At 44.7% G+C, this 22794-nt stretch carries 11 protein-coding genes; 3 read left to right on the plus strand and 8 right to left on the minus strand.

What is annotated here, in order from left to right; translation table 11 throughout:
* Positions 1–831, plus strand: a complete 831-nt coding sequence (gene trmD, locus HXT60_RS04680) for a tRNA (guanosine(37)-N1)-methyltransferase TrmD (RefSeq protein ID WP_285060435.1) — start codon at positions 1–3, stop codon at positions 829–831.
* A gap of 384 nt (positions 832–1215) precedes the next feature.
* On the opposite strand, the gene HXT60_RS04685 is transcribed toward trmD, so the two are convergent.
* The gene (locus tag HXT60_RS04685; RefSeq protein WP_004117328.1) at positions 1216–1797 is read right to left on the minus strand and encodes an RsmD family RNA methyltransferase; all 582 of its coding nucleotides are present in this window, start codon (positions 1795–1797) and stop codon (positions 1216–1218) included.
* 231 nt (positions 1798–2028) lie between these two features.
* On the opposite strand from HXT60_RS04685, the gene HXT60_RS04690 reads away from it, so the two are divergent.
* Together HXT60_RS04690 and HXT60_RS04695 are read left to right on the plus strand one after the other, a co-directional pair.
* A complete protein-coding gene (locus HXT60_RS04690; protein ID WP_004113476.1) occupies positions 2029–2967 on the plus strand; it encodes a nucleoside hydrolase in 939 nt (312 codons plus the stop codon).
* Positions 2968–2995: 28 nt separating this feature from the next.
* Positions 2996–4417, plus strand: coding sequence for an MFS transporter (locus HXT60_RS04695; RefSeq protein ID WP_020759450.1), 1422 nt, complete (start codon positions 2996–2998; stop codon positions 4415–4417).
* A gap of 125 nt (positions 4418–4542) precedes the next feature.
* Here HXT60_RS04695 and HXT60_RS04700 read toward each other — a convergent pair whose 3' ends face one another.
* The 7 genes from HXT60_RS04700 to HXT60_RS04730 all read right to left on the minus strand — a co-directional run bounded on the left by HXT60_RS04700 (position 4543) and on the right by HXT60_RS04730 (position 22113).
* Positions 4543–5691: a PfkB family carbohydrate kinase gene (locus HXT60_RS04700; protein WP_004113479.1), complete on the minus strand. Its 1149-nt coding sequence runs from the start codon at positions 5689–5691 to the stop codon at positions 4543–4545.
* 254 nt (positions 5692–5945) lie between these two features.
* Positions 5946–8363, minus strand: a complete 2418-nt coding sequence (locus HXT60_RS04705) for an ATP-dependent DNA helicase RecG (protein WP_421790889.1) — start codon at positions 8361–8363, stop codon at positions 5946–5948.
* 95 nt (positions 8364–8458) lie between these two features.
* Positions 8459–8653 (minus strand): 50S ribosomal protein L28, encoded by a 195-nt coding sequence (gene rpmB, locus HXT60_RS04710; RefSeq protein WP_004105392.1) that lies wholly within the window; start codon positions 8651–8653, stop codon positions 8459–8461.
* A gap of 144 nt (positions 8654–8797) precedes the next feature.
* Positions 8798–11287 carry a type 2 isopentenyl-diphosphate Delta-isomerase gene (fni, locus tag HXT60_RS04715; protein ID WP_421790891.1) on the minus strand — a complete coding sequence of 830 codons (2490 nt, stop codon included), beginning with the start codon at positions 11285–11287 and terminating at the stop codon, positions 8798–8800.
* Positions 11284–12423, minus strand: coding sequence for a diphosphomevalonate decarboxylase (gene mvaD, locus HXT60_RS04720; protein ID WP_421790893.1), 1140 nt, complete (start codon positions 12421–12423; stop codon positions 11284–11286). Before mvaD ends, fni begins: the two co-directional genes overlap by 4 nt.
* Positions 12424–12489: 66 nt before the next feature.
* Positions 12490–13647 carry a mevalonate kinase gene (mvk, locus tag HXT60_RS04725; RefSeq protein ID WP_421790895.1) on the minus strand — a complete coding sequence of 386 codons (1158 nt, stop codon included), beginning with the start codon at positions 13645–13647 and terminating at the stop codon, positions 12490–12492.
* A 792-nt stretch (positions 13648–14439) separates the two neighbouring features.
* Positions 14440–22113 (minus strand): peptidase, encoded by a 7674-nt coding sequence (locus HXT60_RS04730; RefSeq protein ID WP_421790897.1) that lies wholly within the window; start codon positions 22111–22113, stop codon positions 14440–14442.
* Positions 22114–22794 lie beyond the last annotated feature (681 nt).

Raw genomic sequence — 22794 nt, forward strand, 5'->3', positions numbered from 1 at the left:
ATGCAAATCGACATAATCTCCGTGTTCCCTGAATATTTTCGCATGCTAGATTTGAGCTTGCTTGGTAAAGCGCAAGATAATGGCTTGCTTAAAATCAACGCGTATAATCTTAGAAAATGGACGCATGACGTTCATCAATCGGTTGATGATACGCCAGTTGGTGGCGGCGCTGGAATGGTTATGAAGCCAGAAGTGTGGGCGGAATGCCTTGATGAGCTGCTTTATAATGGAGATGACGCCGATAATGACGATAACAAAGCCGATATTGGCGATAACGGCACAGTTCTAATCTTCCCAAACCCTTCTGCCCCACTGTTTTCGCAAAAAGACGCTACACAATTAGCAAGCGCAAAGCGACTTGTATTTGGGTGCGGACGCTACGAAGGCTATGACGCGCGAATCCCAGAATACTATAAATCGCGCGGAGTAGATGTGCGCGAATATTCCATTGGCGACTACGTTCTTAACGGCGGCGAAGTGGCTGTTAGCGTTATGGTAGAGGCCATTACGCGCTTGATTCCAGGCTTTATGGGTAACCCAGAGTCGATTGTTGAAGAGTCGTACACTGGCGCAGATGCGATTCTTGAGCATCACCAATACACTCGTCCCACAACTTGGCGCGATCTTAGCGTGCCTGCGATTCTTACTTCGGGCGACCACGCTAAAGTGGATCGATTCCGCAGAGATGATGCACTAGCGCGCACTAGCCAGATTAGACCAGATTTAATTGAGAAACTTGATTGCAAGTCGCTTAGTAAGCAGGATAGAAAAACTCTGATTAGCCTTGGGTGGGAGGTTTCTGGCGATTCGCCAAAGCGCGCCAACCTGTAAAATTTAGCTGCGCTAGCGCGATTTCTTACTTGATGTTGCGTGAGGGCTGGCTAATTCTTGTCTCACAACGCTCCGCCTATTACGTGTAGTCTAGAGTTGCGGTTGTTCCGTTTTGTCTTTGATTTTGTTTTTGGGTTGAGGTTTGTTTGTAGTGGTTGATCATTGGATTATTTGGTATCGGCTGCCGCTCTTATATTGTTCGACCAAGAATCACCCAGCCCTCTTACAAGTCTGAACAATTGCGTATCACTTAATCACCGAGATTCTCGATTTTTCTTGCTCTCTCGGCGAGTCACCATCTAGCGACGCTGAGGCTCGCCTCGATAGCGGCGAAAAATCTCGAATCTCTACCGCACTTGGTCACGCTCTAAACGCGAATAAAGGTCAATTAGTAGATTGAATGAACATAACAGCAGTTTCGCCATAGTTGCGCGTGTCGAAAATCTCCCACCCAGCACAAATCTTAGGCGCAACACTGCGCGCGCTACGCTCTAAAACAATAAGCGTGTCAGCTGCGGCACTTACAACGCCCTTACTGACCATATTCTCAATCAAAAGCTCAACTTGCTCTGTCTCTAATGCGTACGGCGGATCCACAAACACCAAATCGAACGCTTCACCGCTGTAGTCTTGTACGAACTGCTCTGCGCGTCTTTTATTTACGCGAGCGCTTAAATCTTCACTCCACGCGCCTTGACTTTGTAGTACTTTAACAGTTTTTGTTATTAACGCCGCCGCAGCTGCGTTCGCTTCCACGCACACGAGTTCTCTTGCGCCCCTAGAAATCGCTTCTACACCTAACGCCGCTGTGCCAGCGAATAAGTCGAGTACTCGAGCACCATCGCATACTCCCCATGAGTCGAGCCTAGAAAAAATCGCCTCTTTTGTGCGATCTGTTGTTGGTCTTGTACATGACTTTGCAGCGCATAATGGCGTGCCTTTAAATCTTCCTGCAATTACGTGCATATTTTAAGCATATCATTTTAAATTACTTAGACTTGTGTCGAATTTTGTTATTGATATACTTGGAACGGTCATTTGTTTATTTATATAAACAAATGTTGCTTAGCACTGGTTTCTGACGATTTATCCCAAACTACGCTAAACAATGAAGTTCGCTAAAAAGCCTAAGCATAAAATATCTAAATCCCAGCTACAACTGACATATAAATATAACTAAACAACTAAGGAGCTAAAATGACCACAATCATTCTAGATTGCGATCCAGGCCATGACGACGCTATGGCTATTCTGCTAGCGCTTGGCAATCCAAACATTGATTTGCTTGGTGTAACAACAGTCGGCGGAAATCAAAGCCTAGAAAAGGTGACTTACAATGCGCGAGCAACTCTAGAAATGGCACATGCTACAAATATCCCTGTTCACGCAGGCTGCGACCGCCCAATGATCCGTCCTCTAGAAGTTGCTGCTGCTGTTCACGGAGAAACCGGCCTGGATGGAGTGACTTTGCCAGAGCCAACTCGTCCTTTAGATGAGGGACACGCAGTAAACTGGATTATTGACACAATAATGAGTCATGAGCCAGGCACGATCACACTTGTACCAACTGGGCCTCTTACAAACATAGCTATGGCAGTTCGCCTAGAGCCACGAATCGTTAGCCGAGTTAAGGAAGTTGTTCTCATGGGCGGCGGCTATCACGTTGGCAATTGGAGCGCAGTTGCAGAGTTTAACATTAAGGTAGATCCTGAAGCCGCTCACGTTGTGTTTAATGAAGATTGGCCTATTACAATGGTTGGTCTTGATTTAACTCATCAGGCACTTTGCACTCCAGAAGTACAAGCTAGGATTGACGCTATCGGTACGCCTCTTTCTGCTTTTGCAAGCGGATTGATGGACTTCTTCCGTAAGGCATACAAGAACAACCAAGACTTTATCGACCCACCAGTTCATGATCCTTGCACGGTTGCATATTTGATAGATCACAGCGTTGTACAAACTCGTAGATGCCCTGTAGACGTTGAGATTAAGGGAGATTTGACGCTTGGCATGACGGTGGCAGATTTGCGTGGACCAGAGCCATCGGCTGACAAGTGCCATACTCAAGTGGCAACTAAACTCGACTTTAACAAGTTCTGGGATTTGATTATTGACGCTTTAAAAGAATTGAAATAATTGAGGTAATTGAAAATAGAGGTTAATTATGACTGAGGTTTCATCTAAAAAACCATCTATGTTGGATAAGGGTGGACGATCAATCGTAGCGCTTATGGTAGCGCTGCTTGTGGCGATTTTCGCATTCCAGCTTAACGCATCTATGCTTTCTCCAGCTCTAGCAACAATGACTCGAGAGCTTAAAACAACGGATTCTCAAATCGCCTTAACGCAAACAGTATTCTTTACTGCAGCAGCATTATTCTCGCTGTTCTTGCCGCGTTTAGCTGATCTTGTTGGACGAAAAAAGGTTCTTACTGGAATTTTAATCTCCACTATTTTGGGTTGTGCAGTTAGCGCTATTGCGCCAAATGTAACAGTTCTTATGATTGGACGAATTCTTCAAGGAGCAAGCGGACCTGTTGTACCAATGTGCTTGATTATGCTTCGCGTGCGCGTTAGCGAAGAAAAACGCTACGCAAAGCTAATGGCAATTCTGACTTCTGTGAACGGCGGTATTGCAGGCGTTGATGCGCTTCTTGGCGGCTGGCTTGCAGGAAACTTTGGCTTTAGATCCGTATTCTGGACTATGGCAGCCATTGGTATAATCGCTGTTCTTTTGGTTGCTTTCTATGCTGAAGAATCCCATGCTCAAGATACGCCAAAGATGGATTGGGTTGGAGTTGTAACCCTTGGTATAGCATTCCTAGCAGCATATCTTGCTATCAACGAGATTGGTAAACTTGCTGGCGCGAATTTGAGTCTTGTAGCAGGTCTTGTGGTTCTTGCAGTAGTATTCTTTGTAGTGTTCTGGAACGTAGAGGGCAAAAACTCTGCTCCTCTTGTTTCTACAAAATATATGAGTCAGCGTCGCACTTGGGGCTTGCTTTCTTGCACGCTTCTTACTATGACTGGCGTATTTGCAATTATGAACGGCGTTGTTCCACAGCTAGCTCAAGATGCTAAGGCTGGCGCTGGAATGGGTGCGGACATCGTAAGCTTCGCAACTCTTACACCTTACGCAATCATCGGCTTCGTGTTTGGACCTGTTGCGGGTATGCTTGCTGCAAAGTTCGGGTATCGTCTTGTGCTGCGTGCTGGAATTCTTGTGAGCGTTCTTGGCGTGGTGTTTGGAATTTATGTTGCAGCCTCGCCTTCTGTTTGGGCGCTTGTAGTGCTTTCTTTGTGGCTTGGTATCAGTTATGCTGGCGTTGCAAACATTATGCTTAACGGTCTTGGAATTGTGCTTTCACCAAAGGATAATCCTGGATATTTGCCTGGAATGAATGCTGGCGCGTTTAATCTTGGTGCAGGCTTGAGCTTTGCGATTCTTTACGCTGTTATGACTAATTTTGTACAATCTGCTGGAGCATCAGCTGGATATATTGCTTCGATGGTTGCTGGAATCGTGCTACTTGCTTTGGCGTTTGCATGCTCGTTCTTGATTCCTAAGCCAGAAGATTGCGAGTGATTCACTAATCTAATTCATTCGTTTTCATTCTTTTAATAATTGCCTGAGAATGTTGCAAAAATCATATTTTGCGCACCATTCTCAGGCAAATTTTTTGCTCAACACCAAAGATAGAGATTTGGTATTTACACGCGCTCGTGAATGTTTTCCATCCTCTCCATTACAAGCTCTGGAGTCATCGACTCGTGCACAGCTTCTACCGACTCTGTGTTAAGAGCTGCGGCGGCTACAGCGAATCGCCCTGTCTTCGTGTTATCAAAATGATTATACCTAGCATAGATCAACGCCGCTGTAGCAGCATCGCTTGAACCATTGTCGTTGCCAACCGCGCGCACGCCTTCTCCACCGTTTCCGTGCGCAACAATCATTCTTTGTACACGTTTTAGCGGTACGGGATAGAACGCTACTCCCTCGTCCGCTACGCCATACGCTACTCCCTCGCGCCCCGAGTTAACAAACACATGCCCAACTCCGCGTTTTAGCAATACTTTAGCGCATCTTACTGCAGATTTTTCGTCTACCGCACAAATGCCTGTTAACGCCTGCGATTCGGCTGTGTCTAATATGAGTGTGTCTATGCAGTGTAGTCTGGAAAGTATTCGTGGAGCTTTTGCATCGGTTATTGCGCGCACCATTATTGGTCTGTGATAGTTGTCGCACACCCATTCGAAGGATTTTTGTGAAATGTTGGTGTCTAGTGCAACTATGTCTGCGTTTTCTATTATCGATATTCTTTCGCGCAAGAAGTCTGGTGTCATGTAATCGTAGATGCTCATGTCGTCTAGTGCTAAAAGCCTTTGCCCCGATGCGTCTCCTACATACATGTATGATGCTGTCATTGCATCTGGTAGCTGCTTTGAGTATCCTATTTCTAATCCGTTTACAGACGCGTCGACTTTGAATAATTCTCCGTTGTGGTCGCCGCCGTACACGGATACTAGGCTTACTCGTGTGTTCATTCTTTCTAGTGCCACGGCTATGTTTCGTCCGACTCCGCCTAGCGCGTATCGTACTTTTGCAGCGTTTGAAGTGTAGTCCATTAGGTCTCCGCACGCGATTCCCAGCACGTCCATGCTTATTCCGCCTATTACTGTTACGTAGCTAGGTGGTGTGACTATGTATCCTTTTCCTCTAAGGTATCCTTTGCGAATAAGATTGGAAATGTGTGCAGCTACGCCTGATCTTGTTATTCCTGCTAGGTCTGCAAGTTCTTGCTGACTAATCATAGGGTTCTGTTGAATCCACGATAGAATTTGTTGTTCGCGCTCAGTCATCTTTGCCTCATCTCTCGCGATTTTACCTTTCTATATATCTAGGATATTCAAAAATTGTTTTTTTCGCACGTTTATTGTGAAAATATATATTATTTTTTATTATATTATTTTTTATTTGGCGTTTATTTTTTTATTTGGCGTCTGGGTGCTTAATCGTTATCAGCCGCTTTTAATAGTGCTTTTAGCCTATTAAAAGCGATTTTTGTACAAAACTACTTGGGCAATTTGTGTTTCATGAATCTGATTTCATTAATCTAATTGCTTAGTATTGCTGTGCTGCTACCTTGTGTAAAGTCTAAAACTGCTCCGGCGGCTTGTGGATGTTCTAGTAAGGTCGGGTCGTGTTCTAGTAGCGTGTTTGCGTCCTCTCTTGCTTCTGCAATGATTTTTGCGTCTTTTACTACTCTTAATAGTTTTAGACTGGATTTTCCACCTGACTGACTGTCTCCTAGAACGTCTCCAACGTTTCTTAATTCTAGGTCTTTTTGGGCTATTATGGCGCCGTCTAACGAGTTTTCTACTACTTGTAAACGTTCAGCTGCTAACTGATTGTTTGGTGCGTTTGACACTAGGAAAGCCCAGGATTGTGTGCCTGAACGTCCCACTCGTCCTCTGAGCTGGTGTAGTTGTGCTAGTCCGAAGCGATCTGCGTCGAAAATCACTATACAACTGGCTTTTGCTACGTCTACTCCGACTTCTATAACCGTTGTGGAAACTAGGATTTGTACTTGTCCACTGTCGAATTTGTGCATTATTTCGCGTTTTTCTTCATCGCTTGTACGACCTGTTAGTTGTGCGAATTCTACGCCTTTGAATTGTGGTAGGTTTTGTAAGCGTTTTGATATTTGTAAAACTGTGTGGACTTCTCGCTGAGCAATTTGTGTATTTTGGGTATTTTGTGAATTTAGAGTGTATGAGTCTTGGTTTTCTTGGTAGATCGCATCAGCATTATTGTAAGTATTGTAAGTATTATCGTTGTTTTCTTCACTGTCTTCACTGTCTATTCGAGCACATACAACATATGCTCGCTCTCCTGCATCGATTCTGGAGCGAATGTGGTAGAACATGGATGCCATCTTATGCGAGTCTTCTTCGTTTATTACAAAAGTGCGGATTGGTTTGCGTCCGCCTGGAAGCTCTGTTAAATAGGATGCGTCTAGGTCTCCAAACCATGTCATTGCTGCGGATCGCGGTATTGGTGTGGCTGTCATGACTAACAAGTGTGGAACCGCGTTTCCGCTTATCTTGCGTAATAGTGTGTCTCGTTGTTCTACGCCAAATCTGTGCTGTTCGTCGATTATCACCAGCGCTAGGTTTGTTGGTTTAAAGCTTGCGGAGAAAGCTGCGTGTGTTGCCACAATAATCGCTGGCTCTCCACTTGCTACTTTTGCTAGTGCACTTCGTCTGCTGGCTAGCTTCATTCCGCCTGTTATGAGCGTTATTTCAACGTTTAGTCCTGCACGCTCAATCATCTGTTGTAGGTTTGTGGCATGCTGTGATGCTAATACTTGTGTTGGGGCTATTAGTACCGCTTGGTGTCCTGATCCTACGGCTTGTAGCATTGCGCTCATTGCTACTATTGTTTTTCCAGAGCCGACTTCTCCTTGCAAAAGACGACGCATTGGTTTTAATGGGGACTCCTCGGTTGCTTGCGATTCGCCTTGCATATCTGCTGTTATTTCGCTAATAACGTTTTTTTGTCCTTCTGTTAGCTCGAATGGTAGGCTTTCTTCAAAGTGTTTTCTTAGCTCGCTGTTTTCGCACGTGTATGCCTTATTTTCCCCTGCTTTTTTGCGTGATTGCAAAACTGCTATTTGTGATATGAATGCTTCTTCGTAGCGCATTGTGTGTATTGCGTTTTCAAAGTCGTTTTTGTTTTGTGGATTGTGGATTGATTCGAATGCTGCCGCGCGGTGCATTAGGTTTCTACTGTTTGTGACGAATTGTGGCAGAACGTCTGGCAAAACATCTGAAAGAACATTTGTATCAGGAACATTTGTATCAGCAACACCTGTAGTATCAACATTAAAATCGCTAGAATCGCAAGTCTTAAAAAGTCGCAATAATCCTAAAATCGTCTCGTGAATATGTTCACTAGATATTCTCGAATTTGCGTGGTAAATCGGTTGTGGCGCGCAAAGTTTTTCAATCCCATCTTCTACACTTTGCACAGAAAAATCATCGCTGTTTTGCACGCGCACATCAGTATTATAAGCAGAATCATCGCTTTCAGCACTCTTTGCTCGAACAGTTAGAATCTGCGGATGTGTAAACTGTAGTCTCCCATTGAACTCGCCGCTTGTGCCTCCTACAACAACGGTTTGTCCTACTGCAATTCTGCCACTAACCCATTGCACGTATTGTCTGTTCTTTGAAAAATACACAATCTGTGCTTGTGCCGCATCTTGCGCTACGTTTACTTCTAGCCGATATCCTCGTCGCGCTGCCATTTGCACTATGTTTATAGATTGTATTGTCGCTGAGAACGCAACTTCTTGACCTGGCAAAATTTGGCTTAAATGCGCGCGTTTTAGCGGATTTGTGACTCTAAATGGGTAGTATGTTAGCGCGTCTTTTACTGTGATTACGCCTAGCGATTTTAGAGCAGACGCGCGTCTCTTGTTGCTTACGATTGACGATATTGCTGTGTTTAGTGTTATGCGTGCTGCCATACTTCGATTATAATCGTTGCGCTACGATTTAAGCGAAAAATAGGGAAACAAAAAAGCCCCGAGCACTGCTCAGGGCCTTACATCTAACACGCGATTCACGCCTCAACGCGCTGAACCTTGCCTGCCTTAATGCATTTTACGCACACACGAAGGCGAACATTTTCGCCATCAATGGTGGTGCGAACCGGCTGAAGGTTCGGGCGGAAGGTGCGCTTATTGCGGATGTGCGAATGTGAAACGCTGAAACCGGTTTGCGGTCCCTTGCCACATACTGCGCAACGAGCTGCCATAATTGGACTCCTATTTTCTTTGACTTGCAAGTCTTGCGTCGCTCACCCACGCAAACCGCCCACGCGACTAACCGACGCTAAATCGCATAAACAAATAAGCATGCTTGAACGCACAACTACACAAGTATATCACTACGCCCGACATTAAATCACACAGGGCTTATCATCAATCAAAATCCGCGAATTTTCGCGCAAATCCTCAATATTCTTGCATCCAAGCAACGCCATAATCACACGAATCTGCGCCTTCCAAGACTCAATTTGCTCAACAAGCGCATCTTCTCCTTCGTTAATAAGCGTGTGCAAAAATTCGCCAGCAACTCCAACAGCGCTTGCACCAAGCCGCAATGAGCGCACAACATCAAGCGGCGTACGCACTCCTCCGCTTGCAAACACTTGCATTCGCGCACTATTGCAAGAATCCGATGAATCGCGCGGCTCGCACAAAATCTCATCGCATTGCGCTATGTCTAGCAACGATTCGACAGTTGTAAGCCCCCAGGAATCGAGGAACTCGTAGCCGCTTTCACGCCCACGCCTTGCGTTTTCAATCGCAACAAAATTCGTGCCTCCGCGTCCGCCAACGTCCACCGCATGCACGCCCACATTTTGCAAGCGCAACACATCCCGAGCGCTCATTCCGCACCCAGTCTCTTTAACAACAACTGGCACTTTCATTGAATCAAGCTCGCGCGCAATGGCCTCAATATTGTTAAGCCACGCACTAAAATCGCGGTCTCCTTCGCTCATCACAAGCTCTTGTGCCGCGTTTAGGTGGATTTGCAACGCGTTTGCTTGCAAAATTTCTACAGCTTTAATCGCCTGCTCAGCGCTCACTCCTGCGCTTACATTCGCCATTACAAATCCATGCGGATTAAAGCGTCGAATCACGCTAAAAGTCTCTTCAAGATGCGGATTTTTAAGCGCTGCGCTTAGCGAGCCAGAAGCCATTGCTAAGCCAGTTTTTGCAGCTACCCTCGCTAGCGACTCGTTTATATTTTCGCCTTTTTTGCTTCCGCCAGTCATTGCGTTAATATACAGCGGAGTATCCCATTTTGTGCTTTCGTCAAACACGCTCACGCTTGTATCTACATCGCTTAATGCCAATTGAGGCAGCGCGTTTGGAATAAATCGCACGTGTTCAAAACCAGATTCCGCGTGCGCATTGTATTGTTCGCACGCGAGTTTTATGTGATCGTCTTTGCGTTGTTCAATAAGCGAGAGGTCGCCGCTTTCATCAAATTCTGCGACTTTCAGATTAAGCGCCTCAATACCGCTGTTTTGCCATTCTTCTTCAATGCGAGCAAACACAGCATCAAAATCTTCCGCGCGCGCAATCGCGATTCCGCAATCTCCTCCGCCTGCTCCACTTGTTTTGGACGGCAATCCTGCACCATTGGCAACTTCTATTAGCCGCGTGAGTTTTGGCGTTTCGATTAATGTTCCTGTGATCTCGCCAAGATCTTTTAGCAGCGCACGATTTCGCGCAAATCCGCTTAATAACGCGTCTATGCGCCCATTTTCTAGCGCATTTGCGATTTTTTGCACGCATTTTTCGCTTTGTACGCAAAAATCTTCGTATGTTTTAGAGTAAGTCTTAGCGCTTGTTTTAGAGGGATTGTGCGCGGTTAAATCGCCAGCCTTCACTCCAGCTTTTACACTTCCAACAAGTTCTGCACTGCTGGCAGGATTCCCCGTCCACCCAACTAAGAGTCGCAAGCCTGCGCCTACTTTTAATCGTTTTACTTCAAATCGCGGCCATTTTTTTCTAAGCAGCTTGTGTAGGCTTGAGTCTCCACTTTCAATCATTTCTATTTCTGCTTCAAGCCATTCGCGATTGTACGCGCGGTACATTACCCATCCGCCGTATGCGCTTGCTGCCACGTCTCCGCCGCTTCCTGACTTTTTTACTAGCGACGATGCAATTATGGCTAGCTTGCACAATTCTGGCGTTGTAAGCGTTAATCCGTACCATTTGCACAGCGCTCGCACAGCCGCCACCGTTACGGCTGCAGATGATCCAAGCCCGTATTTTTTGCCTGTTTTTTTATCGTCTAAATCACTTTCTATTTGTAGATTGTATAGGTTTATGGCTGTATTTCCTTCATCTAGTAAAACGTTTTTTACTTCTTTTGTTTCGCGCGCAAAATCGTCTACTATTTGCATTGCGGAAAATACGTATGAATAGATTTTTTTTAATTTTTTTATTTGAGAATCTTGGTTTTGTTCATCGCTGGCTGCTGGCGACTTTTCCGCTGGCAAGTCGCAAGCATCCGTTGAGTCTTTTGCGCTCATATTTATATCTTCTGCATCTTTTTCGTCTAAAATAAATTCCCTGCCGAAGATTCCACGCTTCCAATAAAGAGGCTTATAGTTTTTAGACTCACTCGTGATTTTTCCGTAAAATGTTGGTAAATCTAGTTTTTTAAGATTATTTTTTTCGGATTCGTTTTTATTAAAGTCGCAGCTGTGATACGTTTTTCCATGACTATCACGTATTAGTAGGTTGTCATCGTCAACTGTAACTTTTACATAACGATTCACAGCTGCTACGATTGCAGCGCATCCATCTACAACAGCGTATTCGCCTGCTATGTAAAGTTTTCCAGGCGCTAAAGCTTGCTCATTAGTCATGATTCTCTCCGTATGCTAACGCCACTTCCTGGGCGCGCAATAACAAACTGCGGATTGGATTGCGCAAAGCTGCTAAATGACGGCGATTCCTGCGACTCGCGCAAACGCTTAATCTCACTCAACACGCGCAAACTCAACTCGTTTTTAACTCGCAAAACTTGCTCCGCGCTAGTTAAAACTTTAACATTCGGACCAGCATCCATTGTAGCCCAAACTGGAAATCCGCTTTCATCGCGCATTTTTCGCACAACGTTAAGCACAACATGCGTTTCATCTGTTAAATAGTTTACGCTTTCAGCAGCCGCGCGCATTGCGTCATGCATTCCTAAAGCGTTTCTCTCCGACACTTCTCCCAATGCTTGAATATCACAATTTTTGATAGCTGATAACGCCGTATTTAGGTCTTTTTTGCAGTTTTTGATCCAGTCTGCGTAGATTGGTGATGTTTCTACTGTGCGTCGCATTGCTTCACGGCTTGAAATCTTCTTTTTACTAGAGTTTAAAATAACAGTTACCATTGCGAGTTGAAGCTCTTCTGGTGTTTCGATTGGCTCTGCGTAAGACGTTTCGTCGCTTGTGCCAGCGTTCCATAATACTAATCCGCCGTAAATCGACCTGCATGCTGATCCAGATCCTTTGCGAGCTAGAATCGATAAGTTGCGTGGGCTTAGGTTTAATCCTGCGGCGTATGATGCTGCAGACGCAAGTGCCGCAAAACCAGATGCGCTAGAAGCTAATCCTGCGGCTGTTGGAACTGTGTTTACGCTTACGACTTGTGCTTTGCTCTTAATTCCAGCAATTTTTCGCACAATATCTAGCATTTTTACTATTCGTGCACGCTCTGAACTTTGGAGTAAATCGCCTGTAAAATTTACTCCGTTTAAGCAAATCGAGTCTGCCTCTAGGCAATCATCAAATCGTACTTTTGTTGTTGTGGAAAATCCGTCTAAAGTCAGAGATAATGAGGAAGTATATGGCAAAATCAGAGTTTCATCTCGTTTCCCCCAATATTTGATTAGCGCAATATTTGCGTTTGCTGTAGCTGTAAAAGCGGCTCCGTGATTACTGTTATTAAACGCATCAATATCATCAAGCACATTAAACGCTATTTTTGGCTCAATTTCAACGTTTTCCACGCGTATCCTTTCTTAAGTCTTTAGTCTTTAAAGCGTTTTTAAAGCATACTAACGAATTAGTTATGATTATTGTCCGATTTCTACAATCCACGTTCTAGCTGCTCCAGCGTTTTTAAGCGCTATGCTTACTTTAGACGCATCCTCCTGACTTTGCGCAATAGCTATAATGCATCCACCTCCGCCTCCGCCTGTAAGCTTTGCTCCTAGAGCACCATTTTCGCAAGCATTTTTAACTAGAGCGTCTAAAAATGGCGTACTTATACCTAATTCCGCAAGAATTTTGTGAGCACGAGTCATGCTCGATCCAATATTTTGTATATTGCCAAACTCTAAATCATTCTCTGCGTTAAGAGCGATTTGACCAAGCTCTTGCAAAAGTGCATTTACGATTTTCGGCTGGCTATCGCGTTTTTTGCGTAATGCTTCTACTGTTACTTTTGTTGTTCCTTTGAATCCCGAATCAGCTAGCACAATCCAAGCACGTATTGTTGGGCTTATGCTCATTCGGCTAAATTTGCCATCCAAGAAGCGAACTGGCTGCTGCAGCATCGCACTGGTTGCTGTGGCGTCTAATCCAGATGCTTTCCCGTGCGCAACGCGTTCTGCGTCTTGCGTAATCTCGAATAGTTTTTCATCGCTGGCATTAATACTGTAGTAGTCGAGTATTGCGCGGATCACTGCTCCTGCCGCTGCCGCCGAAGACCCCAATCCTCGCTCTGGCGGAAAATCGCAAGCGGTTTCTATTTGCAATGATTCGCCCTGCCAATTGGCGAAACGTAATGCCTCTTGTATTGCGGTTTTAATCGACGCGAATCGCGCAGGTGCGCTGCGTAAAAGACCATCAAATCCTAATGCTTTAAATGTTATGAGGTTTTGCATCTGGCAGCTAAGGTCTTCTGCTGAATCGCATAATTCTGCTCTTTTGCCTTCGTCTGCGCTTGTGTTTGTGTCGTTGAATGCTCGTGCACTTGTTACTGTTGCGTGCATCTTAAGATTTTGCAATGGAAGCGCTACTGCGCTGTAGCCATAAACAACCGAGTGTTCGCCAAAAAGAATCACTTTTGCGCAAGTTGTGCCTCTGCCAACGCGATTTTTTGCGCGCGCAACCACGAGCATACTATTGAACTCGTTATTACGCTCTTTATCACGCTCATTCTTGTGTGCGTTCTTGCTCTCGCACGGATTGTATACGTGGCGATTCGCTAAAGTGTTGCACTCAGTCACTAATCCTCCTTTGCGACACATATGGCTTACCTGTTGGCACTGCTTAATTGATGCGCGTTTAAGCTTATTTGCCCAACTTTTATAATCTAGTCGCTAAAGCGATTAAACACCACGATTTGCTCTATACGCACACAACACATTCACATTTCCCGAATTTGCGCGACGACCTGCCTGAGTGCTTAAAGCGTAGCGCGCGAAGGCAATTCGGAGCGCAAGTGCGGTAGAGATTCGAGATTTTTCGCCGCGAGCGAGACGTTTCGTTCGCTCGGTCTAAGCGCGCGAACGTCTTCGCCGCGCAGAAGCAGTGCTTCTGCTTTGAGCGGCTCGGCGAATCGAAGTGCATTCGCGCGCTACGCTTTAAGCGCTCATGCAAGTCGATTCGCAGTCCTCCGATGGTGACTCGCCGAGAGAGCAAGAAAAATCGAGAATCTCGATGATTAAACAATACGCAATTGTTCAAGCACGTAAGAGGGCTGGGTGATTCTTGGTCGAACAGTATAAGAGCGGCAGCCGATATCAAACAATCCAATGATCAACCACTACAAAAAACCTCAACACAAAAACAAAATCAAAGACAAAACGGAACAACCGCAACTCTAGACTACACGTAATAGGCGGAGCGTTGTGAGACAAGAATTAGCCAGCCCTCATACAACAGTAAACAGAGAATGTCGCGCAATACCAAGTAAGGAATAGTGCGCAACACCAAATAATTAATGGCTTGAAGAAACTATCCCCAAGCCATTAATCTACACTACGTTGCAGCAGCATCACACACTGCTACAGATTAAACTAACGAGCCGAATGCTTCCTACGCTTAGACGCAGCACCAACCACTCCGAGCCCAGCAAACACCGCAGCCAAAGCAGCAAACACCGAGGAACTAGCGCCAGTATTAACACCACTCACGTCACCACGCTTAAGACTCACTCCAGCAGAGTTACGCGCCGCAAACATTCCCGCACGCAAAGCTGCACGCGCAGCACGCAAACGAGCCAAAGCAGAATCAACCTGCCCCTGAGTAGCATTCGCGTCCGCCAACACTGAACGAGCATGATTCAAAGCTGCATTAAACTCACTCACCAAGTTAGAATCAGCCACTACGCCACTAGCATTAGCCGAAACATCACCAAGAGCTTGATCAACCTCAGCCTGCAAAGCACTCTTATCAACAACATTATTAACACTAGTATTATTCGAATCATTAACACCAACACCAGTATTGTCACCAACACCACTGCCACTATTAATAAGTCTGTTATAAGCATCAATCAACTTTTGCTTAGCATCACGAAGCCTACGAAGAGCCTGATTAACCTGATCCTGTGTAGCATTAGGATCCTTAAGCACACTATCCGCATCATTCAACGCCTGCTGATACTCTGCCAAATCAGCAGCCTTACCAATAATGAACGGAATCGACTTACGGAAATCAGGATCGGTTACATATTCCGAAACCAAACCAGACTTATCGGTCTTATGAGAATCAGCAAGCTTCTGCTTAGCATCCTGGAGCTTCTTCAAAGCCTCGTCAACCTCAGCCTGAGTTGCATTAGGGTTCTTAAGAACTGCATTAGCTTCATCCAATGCGCGCTTATAAGCCTCAGCCTCTGAGCTTCCTGCAGCATTCTGATACTCAGGAGACTGAGTGAAATCAGAATCCTTACCAGCCTCAGCAGTCAGATCAGTCTTATCAGTCTTATAACCATCCGAAAGCTTAGACTTAGCGTCTTGGAGCTTCTTCAAAGCATCATCAACCTGCTTCTGCGTAGCATTCTTATCGCCAAGAACCTTGTTAGCTTCATCGAGCGCTTTCTTGTAGTCTTCAAGAGCTTGCTTAGACGCGTCATCACCCTTAGCTTGAGCATTCTGATACTCAGGTGTCTTAGTAAAGTCAGAATCCTTACCAGCCTCAGACTTCAGCTCCTCTTTCTTAGTTGCATAGTCTTTTTCTATCTTCGACTTAGCTTCTTGAAGTTTTTGGAGTGCATCGTCAAGTTCTTTTTGAGTTGGAGCCTTAGTCATACCCTGAGGCAACTGGTCTTTTACTTTGCCTGTTGTACGGTCGAAAGCATCAAGAAGTTTCTTGGCTGTCTCAAGAGCTGTCTTGTAGGCCGCCATGTCGGCATTATCTGACTTGCCGTCTTCACCCTTCTTAGCATCGGCGTTCTTAAACTCTGGAGTGTTCTCGAACACGTCGGTTCTGGTGTCGTCGTCGCCGTCCTTAGACTTGTCGAATTCTTCTTGCAAGTCATGCGGATTGGTCTTGTAGTTAGCAAGAATCTTATCCTTAATATCCTTAAGATTCTTAAGAGCATCGTCAACTTCTTTTTGAGTTGGTATTTGCTTATCAGCTGGAATATCGGCCTTTGGATTGCCGTCTTCACCGAACAAGTCAAGAAGATCATTGGCTTTCTTTAAGGCATCTTTATACGCTGATACATCAGCATTATCAGATGTACCATCAGTGCCCTTCTTAGCATCAGCGTTCTTGTACTCAGTAGAGTTTTCGAACTTATCTTTGTCTTCCTTTGCTCCGCCGTCTTCCTTAAGCTCTTTTGTTTCTTTCTTAAGAGCGTCGACTTTGGTCTTGAAGGCATCTTTGATAGCGTTCTTGGCTTCTTGCAAAGCCTTAAGAGCCTCATCTACCTGTGATTGCGTTGGCTTCTTATCTGGATCAGCATTCGAATCTGGGTTATTCACCTGCGCGATAAGATCCTGCGCAGCCTTGAGCTTCTTGTTGTAATCTTCTAGCTTCTTGGTGGCAGAGTCTGCACTATCTTTATCAGTTTCCGTTTTCGCTTTTTCAAGAGCATTCTTGTACGGAATCGACTCTTCAAACTTAGGTGTTACAAGCTTGCCATCTTGATCTTTATCATCAACTTCGTTAGAGAGCGGAGTTACGTTAGTCTTGTATCTTTCAGCAATCGTCTTCTGAGCCTTCTTAAGCTGCTTTACTAACGCATCAACCTCGCGCTGCGTAAGCTTGCTTGTATACTCAAGTTGCTTTGCGATCTTAGCAATCTGACCTTCAAAACCAGTTTGATTAGTAACATCGCCCAGATCCTTACCAGCCTGCTCATGCTTTGCGTTATTGTTGTCATTCTTTATTGCAATAGCGTTCTTGTATTCAGGAGTCTTCTTGAATACATCTTCTGCATATTCTTTGGCTTGCTTAAGCTTATCTACGTCTGTCTTATAGCCGTTGGTAATAGCTTTCTTAGCTTGCTTCAAAGCATCGAGTGCATCGTTAATCTGCTTTTGCGTTGGACGTTCGCTGTTCTTTGTATTTGGATCTGTCGAAGTGGCAGACTTTACAAGATCACGAGCCTTCTTGAGGGCTTCCTTGTATGCCTTAACATCCGCATTGTCGTTGGTGCCGTCCTTCTTATCGTAAGCGTTCTTGAACTCTGGAGAGTCCTCAAACTGACCAGCGGTTGGAGTAGTTGCAGTATCTGCCTGAGACTTCTCAGCTTCAGCGCTCAAAGCATCTGTATTAGTCTTATACTTCTCGATCTCAGTACGAGCATCGTCGAGAGCCTTAAGGGCGTCATCGATTTCTTTTTGAGTTGGCTGAGCATCCAAAGGCGTTTTACTCTCAGGATCTGCTTTCTTCATCAAATCCTGAGCTTTTGCCAAAGCCTTGTCATAATACTTCTTAGCTTTCTTAGCTTCATCATTCTTCTTGGTATCAGGCTTACCATCAGTAGTTAAGAAGTGAGGATCATCGGCGTTGCGATACGCGTCGGAGGTAACAGTGCCTTCCTTTGCAGAAGGAAGTTCTTCTGTAGAGCCGTGCTTGTCAACACTATCTTTGAGCGCTTTAACATCAGTCTTGTACTCGCCGAGAGCCTTGCGGGCATCATCAAGCTTCTTCTTTGCTGCGTTTACCTGCGCTTGCGTAGCTGTTGAATCATTCAGCAAATCCTTAGCTTCGTTAAGAGCTTGACCATAATAATTGGCAGCGTTACGCGCAGCAGCATTCTTATCAGCATCAGCATTACCGTCATCGCCTAAATACCGGTGCACAGACGCGTTCTTAAACGCTGGGCTTGGATGAGTGGTTGCATCCTCATTAATCGACTTAATCAAGTCGTCGGTCTTAGTCGCAAACTTATCCAATTCCTTCTTAGCAGAATTTAATTCATCAAGAATAGCAGTAACGTCTCTGTTGAGCGGATGACCCTTTGCGTGCGACTGAATGCCATCAAGATAATTCTTAGACGTTACATCTCCAGTTGCAGACGGTACTTTATCAGTCGAGATCTCAATGCCTTGCGCATCCTTATCCTTAGGCATCTTTGCATCAAAGGCTTTTTGCAACTTCTTAAGCGCATCGTCATACGCCTTCTTTGCCTTCTTAGCAGCCTCACTTGCATCATCAGCAGAAGTATTTTGATACGCAGGACTTGCCTTTACAGCCAAGCTCTGAAGCAATGCAGCCGAAATCTTACTCGTATCGGTGGCGTAGCTATCAATTACCGTGCGAGCCTTTTCAAGCGCAGCCTTTGCCTCGTTAATCTCATTTTGCGTTGGCTTCTTGGCCACATCAGTTTCCTTAAGCTTTGCACTTAACACCTTAGCCTTCTGATACGCATCGTTATACGCCTTAAAGTCCTTAGCAGCCTGAGAATTTGCGCCATCCTTTTGAGCCTGATCAAACGCATTGAAGTATGCAGTCATAAGATAACCGCTTACATTATCTGCGATTGCCTTTGTAAGGTCGTTGCCGTCAGACTTGTAACCCTCGTGCAGCGTATTTTCAGCATCTTCAAGCTTTTGTTTAGCTTCGTTAACTTGTGCTTGCGTAGCCTTATCGTTCATAAGAATAGTGCGAGCATTAGTTAACGCATCATCATAATTATTGATAGCGGTTGTAGCATTTCGCTTTTCTTGATCATCACCATTGCTCTTCTTATTAAGCGCATTCTTATAGAATGTACTCTGCTTGCTAGGATCAGACGAGTCAGGATTGTCAAAACTACGCTTTTCCGCTGCGGCAAGCTTAGACTTATCCGTAGCATTAGCATCTAGCTTTTCCTTAGCTTCCTTAAGCTTCTTGATAGCCTCGTTGACTTCCTTCTGGGAAGCGTTTGGATCCTTCGCCAAGTGGACTGCGGTCTCTAACGCATTATCATATGCCTCACGCTCATCTTGACTTGAGTTTTTATATGTTGGATCAGCTTTCTCCAATTTCTGATCAACAGTAAGGGTATTTAGAGTATCATTCGTATACTCGTACACATGACCATTATTGGCAATCGCGGCATTCAACTCATTTTTATTGGTAGTGAAGTCGTTAAGCTTGTCGCGCGCAGCATCAAGTTTTGCCTTGGCGTCATCAACAGCCTTTTGAGTGGCGTTGGCGTCATCCTTTAGCTTCTTAGCTTCAGCAAGTGCGTCATCGTAAGCTGTTTTAGCTGCTTTAGCGGCTTTGTTTCTTTCAGTGTCTGTAGTGCCATCTGCCGTCTTAAAGTCAGGGTCGCTTACGTTCTTGAACTGGCTTGTTGCCTGAGTTCCAGACGCAGGAGTCTGATTCTCAGCAGCCTTGCCGTTAGCTTCAATTGAGGTTTCCAAACCATCCTTGTTGGTAGCGTCACCATCAAGAGCTTCACGCGCCTTATCCAGCTGAATCGTTGCGTTATCAATGCGCGCTTTAAGCGCTTCAGTCAGCTTGGCATCTTCTGTTGTACCAGCAGCCTTCAATGCCTCATTAGCTTCCTTCAACGCATTATCATATGCATTCTTCTTAGAATCAGAAGCATTGTAGTACTTAGAATCAGTAGGCGTTTTCTTGCCATCATTCGTCACCGCATGCTCGCCAATCGACTTCTGCAAATCACTCTTCTTGTGATTCGTCTGCGGCACGAAGATAAAGTTAATAGCCTTAGGAGTGTTATTCGCGTTCTTTCCATCTGGGAACGCATACAAGTACTGGTAGTACCCCATATCATATGGAGCAACAAACAGACGCGCTCTATAAATCTTGCCGTCTTTAGAAGCAACTTCTACAGGCTGCGCATCATCATCCCACTTATATTTGTCGGTCTTTGCTAGCACATTACCCATATCCACATCGGTGCCTGCAATCTGAGGGTCGCCATTCCAATATGGGCCACTCATAATACCAAGCGTAAGCTCGCCAGTTGGCTGGTCATCTTTAAGCACGTAATGCATGTAGGATTTTTGAGGCTTGCCGCTACCTTCGCTGTCAAGTGATTCGCCGCCAGTAAGCGTGCGCAAACCAACGTTTGGATCCTTCGGAGTAGCTTTGAGTAACTTTATAACGTCGCCAGACTTAAACACGGCAGCCTTGGTTGGATCGTAGCGGTAAATGATTGTCTTATGGTCTTCACTCCACGAGAGACCTTCGTCAGACTCACGATTAGCAATCTTCTTATTAGATTCTTCCCACGAAACGGTGTAATCCTTGCGAATATTAACAAGTTTTGTAAGCTTGTCTGTTTTTACATCAGACTTAAACTCAGCAACTGCTTTATCGGTCTTGATTTTAACGGTAATAGCGTTTTCCGCCATACCGTTCGAAATTCCATCATTGGCGCGACCAGATGCAGTAATATTGCCCGTAATATACTCAAGAGAAATCTGCTTTTCATAATCGGCTTCAGTCAAGCCTAGTTCTGTATTGCTCTTGTTAGCATCATAAATCGACTTCTTAATGCGCGCAATTTCAGCATCAGAGTAGCCAATCGGGTTGTAAACAAATGTTGCTTGGTCGCCAGTCGGAATATTAACATCAGCCTCTGCAATCTTCTTCAACACAAGGTCGCGCAGAGCAATCTTTGGCGCGTCTTTAGACTCCACGCCGTCGAAGTTAATTACAGCATTACCAGCATTGTCAAATGTAATTTTATCTGGAGATACTCCATTAATCCTGGCAAGCTTCTTTGCAATTTCATTCTTTACATCTTCGGATACATTGGATGTGTCGTCCACAATCGGCTTTTCGATACGCGTATCGTAGCGCGCAACCGTAAGCGCTAGCGCCTCAGACTTGTAGCCCAAATCAGAGATGAGGTATGTATTGAGTGTTTGAGCGCCAGTTTTATAGGTGGTTACTGCAGCGCCTTTTTCAGAGGTTACCGTGTTAATTGTAGTTAATTTACTATCGTCATACGCCTGTTTATCGGTAATAACCACCTTTTTATAAGGGTCATCAGGCGTCTGAACAAATTTATCATTCGCTCCAGTGCGGCTAGCAACACCCTTAGATGTACTTTCAGTTTTAATTTGCTCACGAATTGATTTCTTACCAGTGGCCTCGGTAGGAGCATCCAGAGCCTGTTTAAGCCTTGCACGAATTTGTTCGTCAGTAAGCTGCTCATCATACTTTAGAACAATCGAACCAGCATTTTTAGGCGGAACAAGTGTTGTTGCACGCACAATATTCGTTTTGTACAGCAGAACTTCTTTACCGTCATTACCTTTTCCGTACACGTAAATACAACGGTTGGCAGCATACTTTTCTGCACTATTAAGATTGCCATCTCTATACAACTTAGTCATGGTAAGCGTGGCTGTGCCATCTGCATTTACCTTAAAATTGTATGTACCGGAATATGATTGATGCGGGTCACCAGCATCTGGAGCCGAATAATACTCAAGAAATCCCATTGACGTGTTAGTAATAGAATTAATATCAGACGGGAAAATAGCTATATTGGTAATAGTTCTACCGTCTTCTGGCTTTGCAAACTTAAAGGTTACTTCTTGATTCTGGCCATTTTCAACGTAAACATTGTCAGACTTGCCCCATGCGTACATGTTAGGCAGTGTGTCTTTTTTATCTTGTGAAAGTTCGATTGTGCTGTTAGATTGTGATTGAGGCGCTCGTGCAGGGGTCGTTGCGCGATCTGTGACAACAGTACTATCATCAGGTTGCTTATTTGCATCTAGCGAACGCCTTGCACGCTTCTTTGCACCAGATTCTGAAGGAGTGCTATTTTCTGCAGTATTCTGTTTCACATCTTTGTTATCTACAGACCTATTATAAGTCTTAGCATCCCCTCCCTCAGTGCCCACAACCTTCTGCTCAGCATTATTATCAAGCTCAGTAACATCAGAATTAGCGCCTTCAGCATTTACTACAGTCTGCTCAGTAGGTTTAATCTGCTCAGTCGGTTCTTTCTTAGGTTCTTTCTTCTTATTTTGCTCCTTCACTTCACTATTAGGAGTCTCATACTTAGAAGACTCATTCTTCTTACCAATTACACTCTGCTCTTTTGCAGGATCATTCGTATTAACAGGCGCAGAAGTATTCGCCTCCACAGCCATTGCAGGAGTTGATCCAAAAGCAATAGCAGCACCAGCAATCACGCCAGCAGCTCCAGCGGAAAGAGCGGCCACTTTGCGGATATCAACAGCCTTTGCAACACCTTTGTTGACTGCAGAATCCAATGCATTCTTTGCAATCTTATTGGCGTGCTTACCGGATTTTGTAGTCATTTTCATCTTCTTTCCATTAGAAAAATAGTCAAAAATTTTGAATGCTCTAAACCTATGAGCGACAAAAAGTCATAAGCTCTAAAAAGTAGTTATCTAATTTTCAATAGTGTGCAACTATAAAGGAGTAGCAGTCGTTGATTAGTCATTGTAACATCTAAAGAATATTTTTAATACTTAATAAACAAATGTTTACGGCAATTAGGGGCGCATACCCCCCCCCCCAAGCCTTTTATTTTAAGGGTTTTTGCGAGATAATTTTTTCAAAGATTCTTGCGATTCTGGCGAGTCGACCGCCATTTTTAGCTCACTCATCTAAACATTTGTATATGATACAAATCACATTTTTAGACCCTATACAGCGCGCTTTTTTCTTTTATCCAGCGTTTGTTCCCATATTTGGCGTTTCGATAAACAAATTCAGGAATACCCCTCGCACAATACCAAGTAAGGCGAATCGCGCGCGTTATATTTGCATCATGAGCGAGACAAATCTAACGAAATTAAGCCAAAAAACGTTACAAATGTCTCATCAATGATGCAAATATAACGAAAATCAATCAAAAATCGTTACATATGTCTCACGCGAAAGACATTTGTAACGAATCTTGCGCAAAGCGCCCATGCACGTCGATTCGCAATAAAAAAGCTCTGTGTGAGTCACAGCAAGTAAAACTCGCCACA

Source organism: Gardnerella sp. KA01002 (assembly GCF_049244015.1).
Lineage (GTDB): Bacteria > Actinomycetota > Actinomycetes > Actinomycetales > Bifidobacteriaceae > Bifidobacterium > Bifidobacterium vaginale.

Bases quoted from the DNA above. Each gene is read 5' to 3' on its own strand.
- fni (WP_421790891.1), bottom strand. From the start codon at position 11,287: ATGACTAATGAGCAAGCTTTAGCGCCTGGAAAACTTTACATAGCAGGC.
- trmD (WP_285060435.1), top strand. From the start codon at position 1: ATGCAAATCGACATAATCTCCGTGTTCCCTGAATATTTTCGCATGCTA.
- HXT60_RS04730 (WP_421790897.1), bottom strand. From the start codon at position 22,113: ATGACTACAAAATCCGGTAAGCACGCCAATAAGATTGCAAAGAATGCA.
- HXT60_RS04705 (WP_421790889.1), bottom strand. From the start codon at position 8,363: ATGGCAGCACGCATAACACTAAACACAGCAATATCGTCAATCGTAAGC.
- HXT60_RS04690 (WP_004113476.1), top strand. From the start codon at position 2,029: ATGACCACAATCATTCTAGATTGCGATCCAGGCCATGACGACGCTATG.
- rpmB (WP_004105392.1), bottom strand. From the start codon at position 8,653: ATGGCAGCTCGTTGCGCAGTATGTGGCAAGGGACCGCAAACCGGTTTC.
- HXT60_RS04695 (WP_020759450.1), top strand. From the start codon at position 2,996: ATGACTGAGGTTTCATCTAAAAAACCATCTATGTTGGATAAGGGTGGA.
- HXT60_RS04700 (WP_004113479.1), bottom strand. From the start codon at position 5,691: ATGACTGAGCGCGAACAACAAATTCTATCGTGGATTCAACAGAACCCT.
- HXT60_RS04685 (WP_004117328.1), bottom strand. From the start codon at position 1,797: ATGCACGTAATTGCAGGAAGATTTAAAGGCACGCCATTATGCGCTGCA.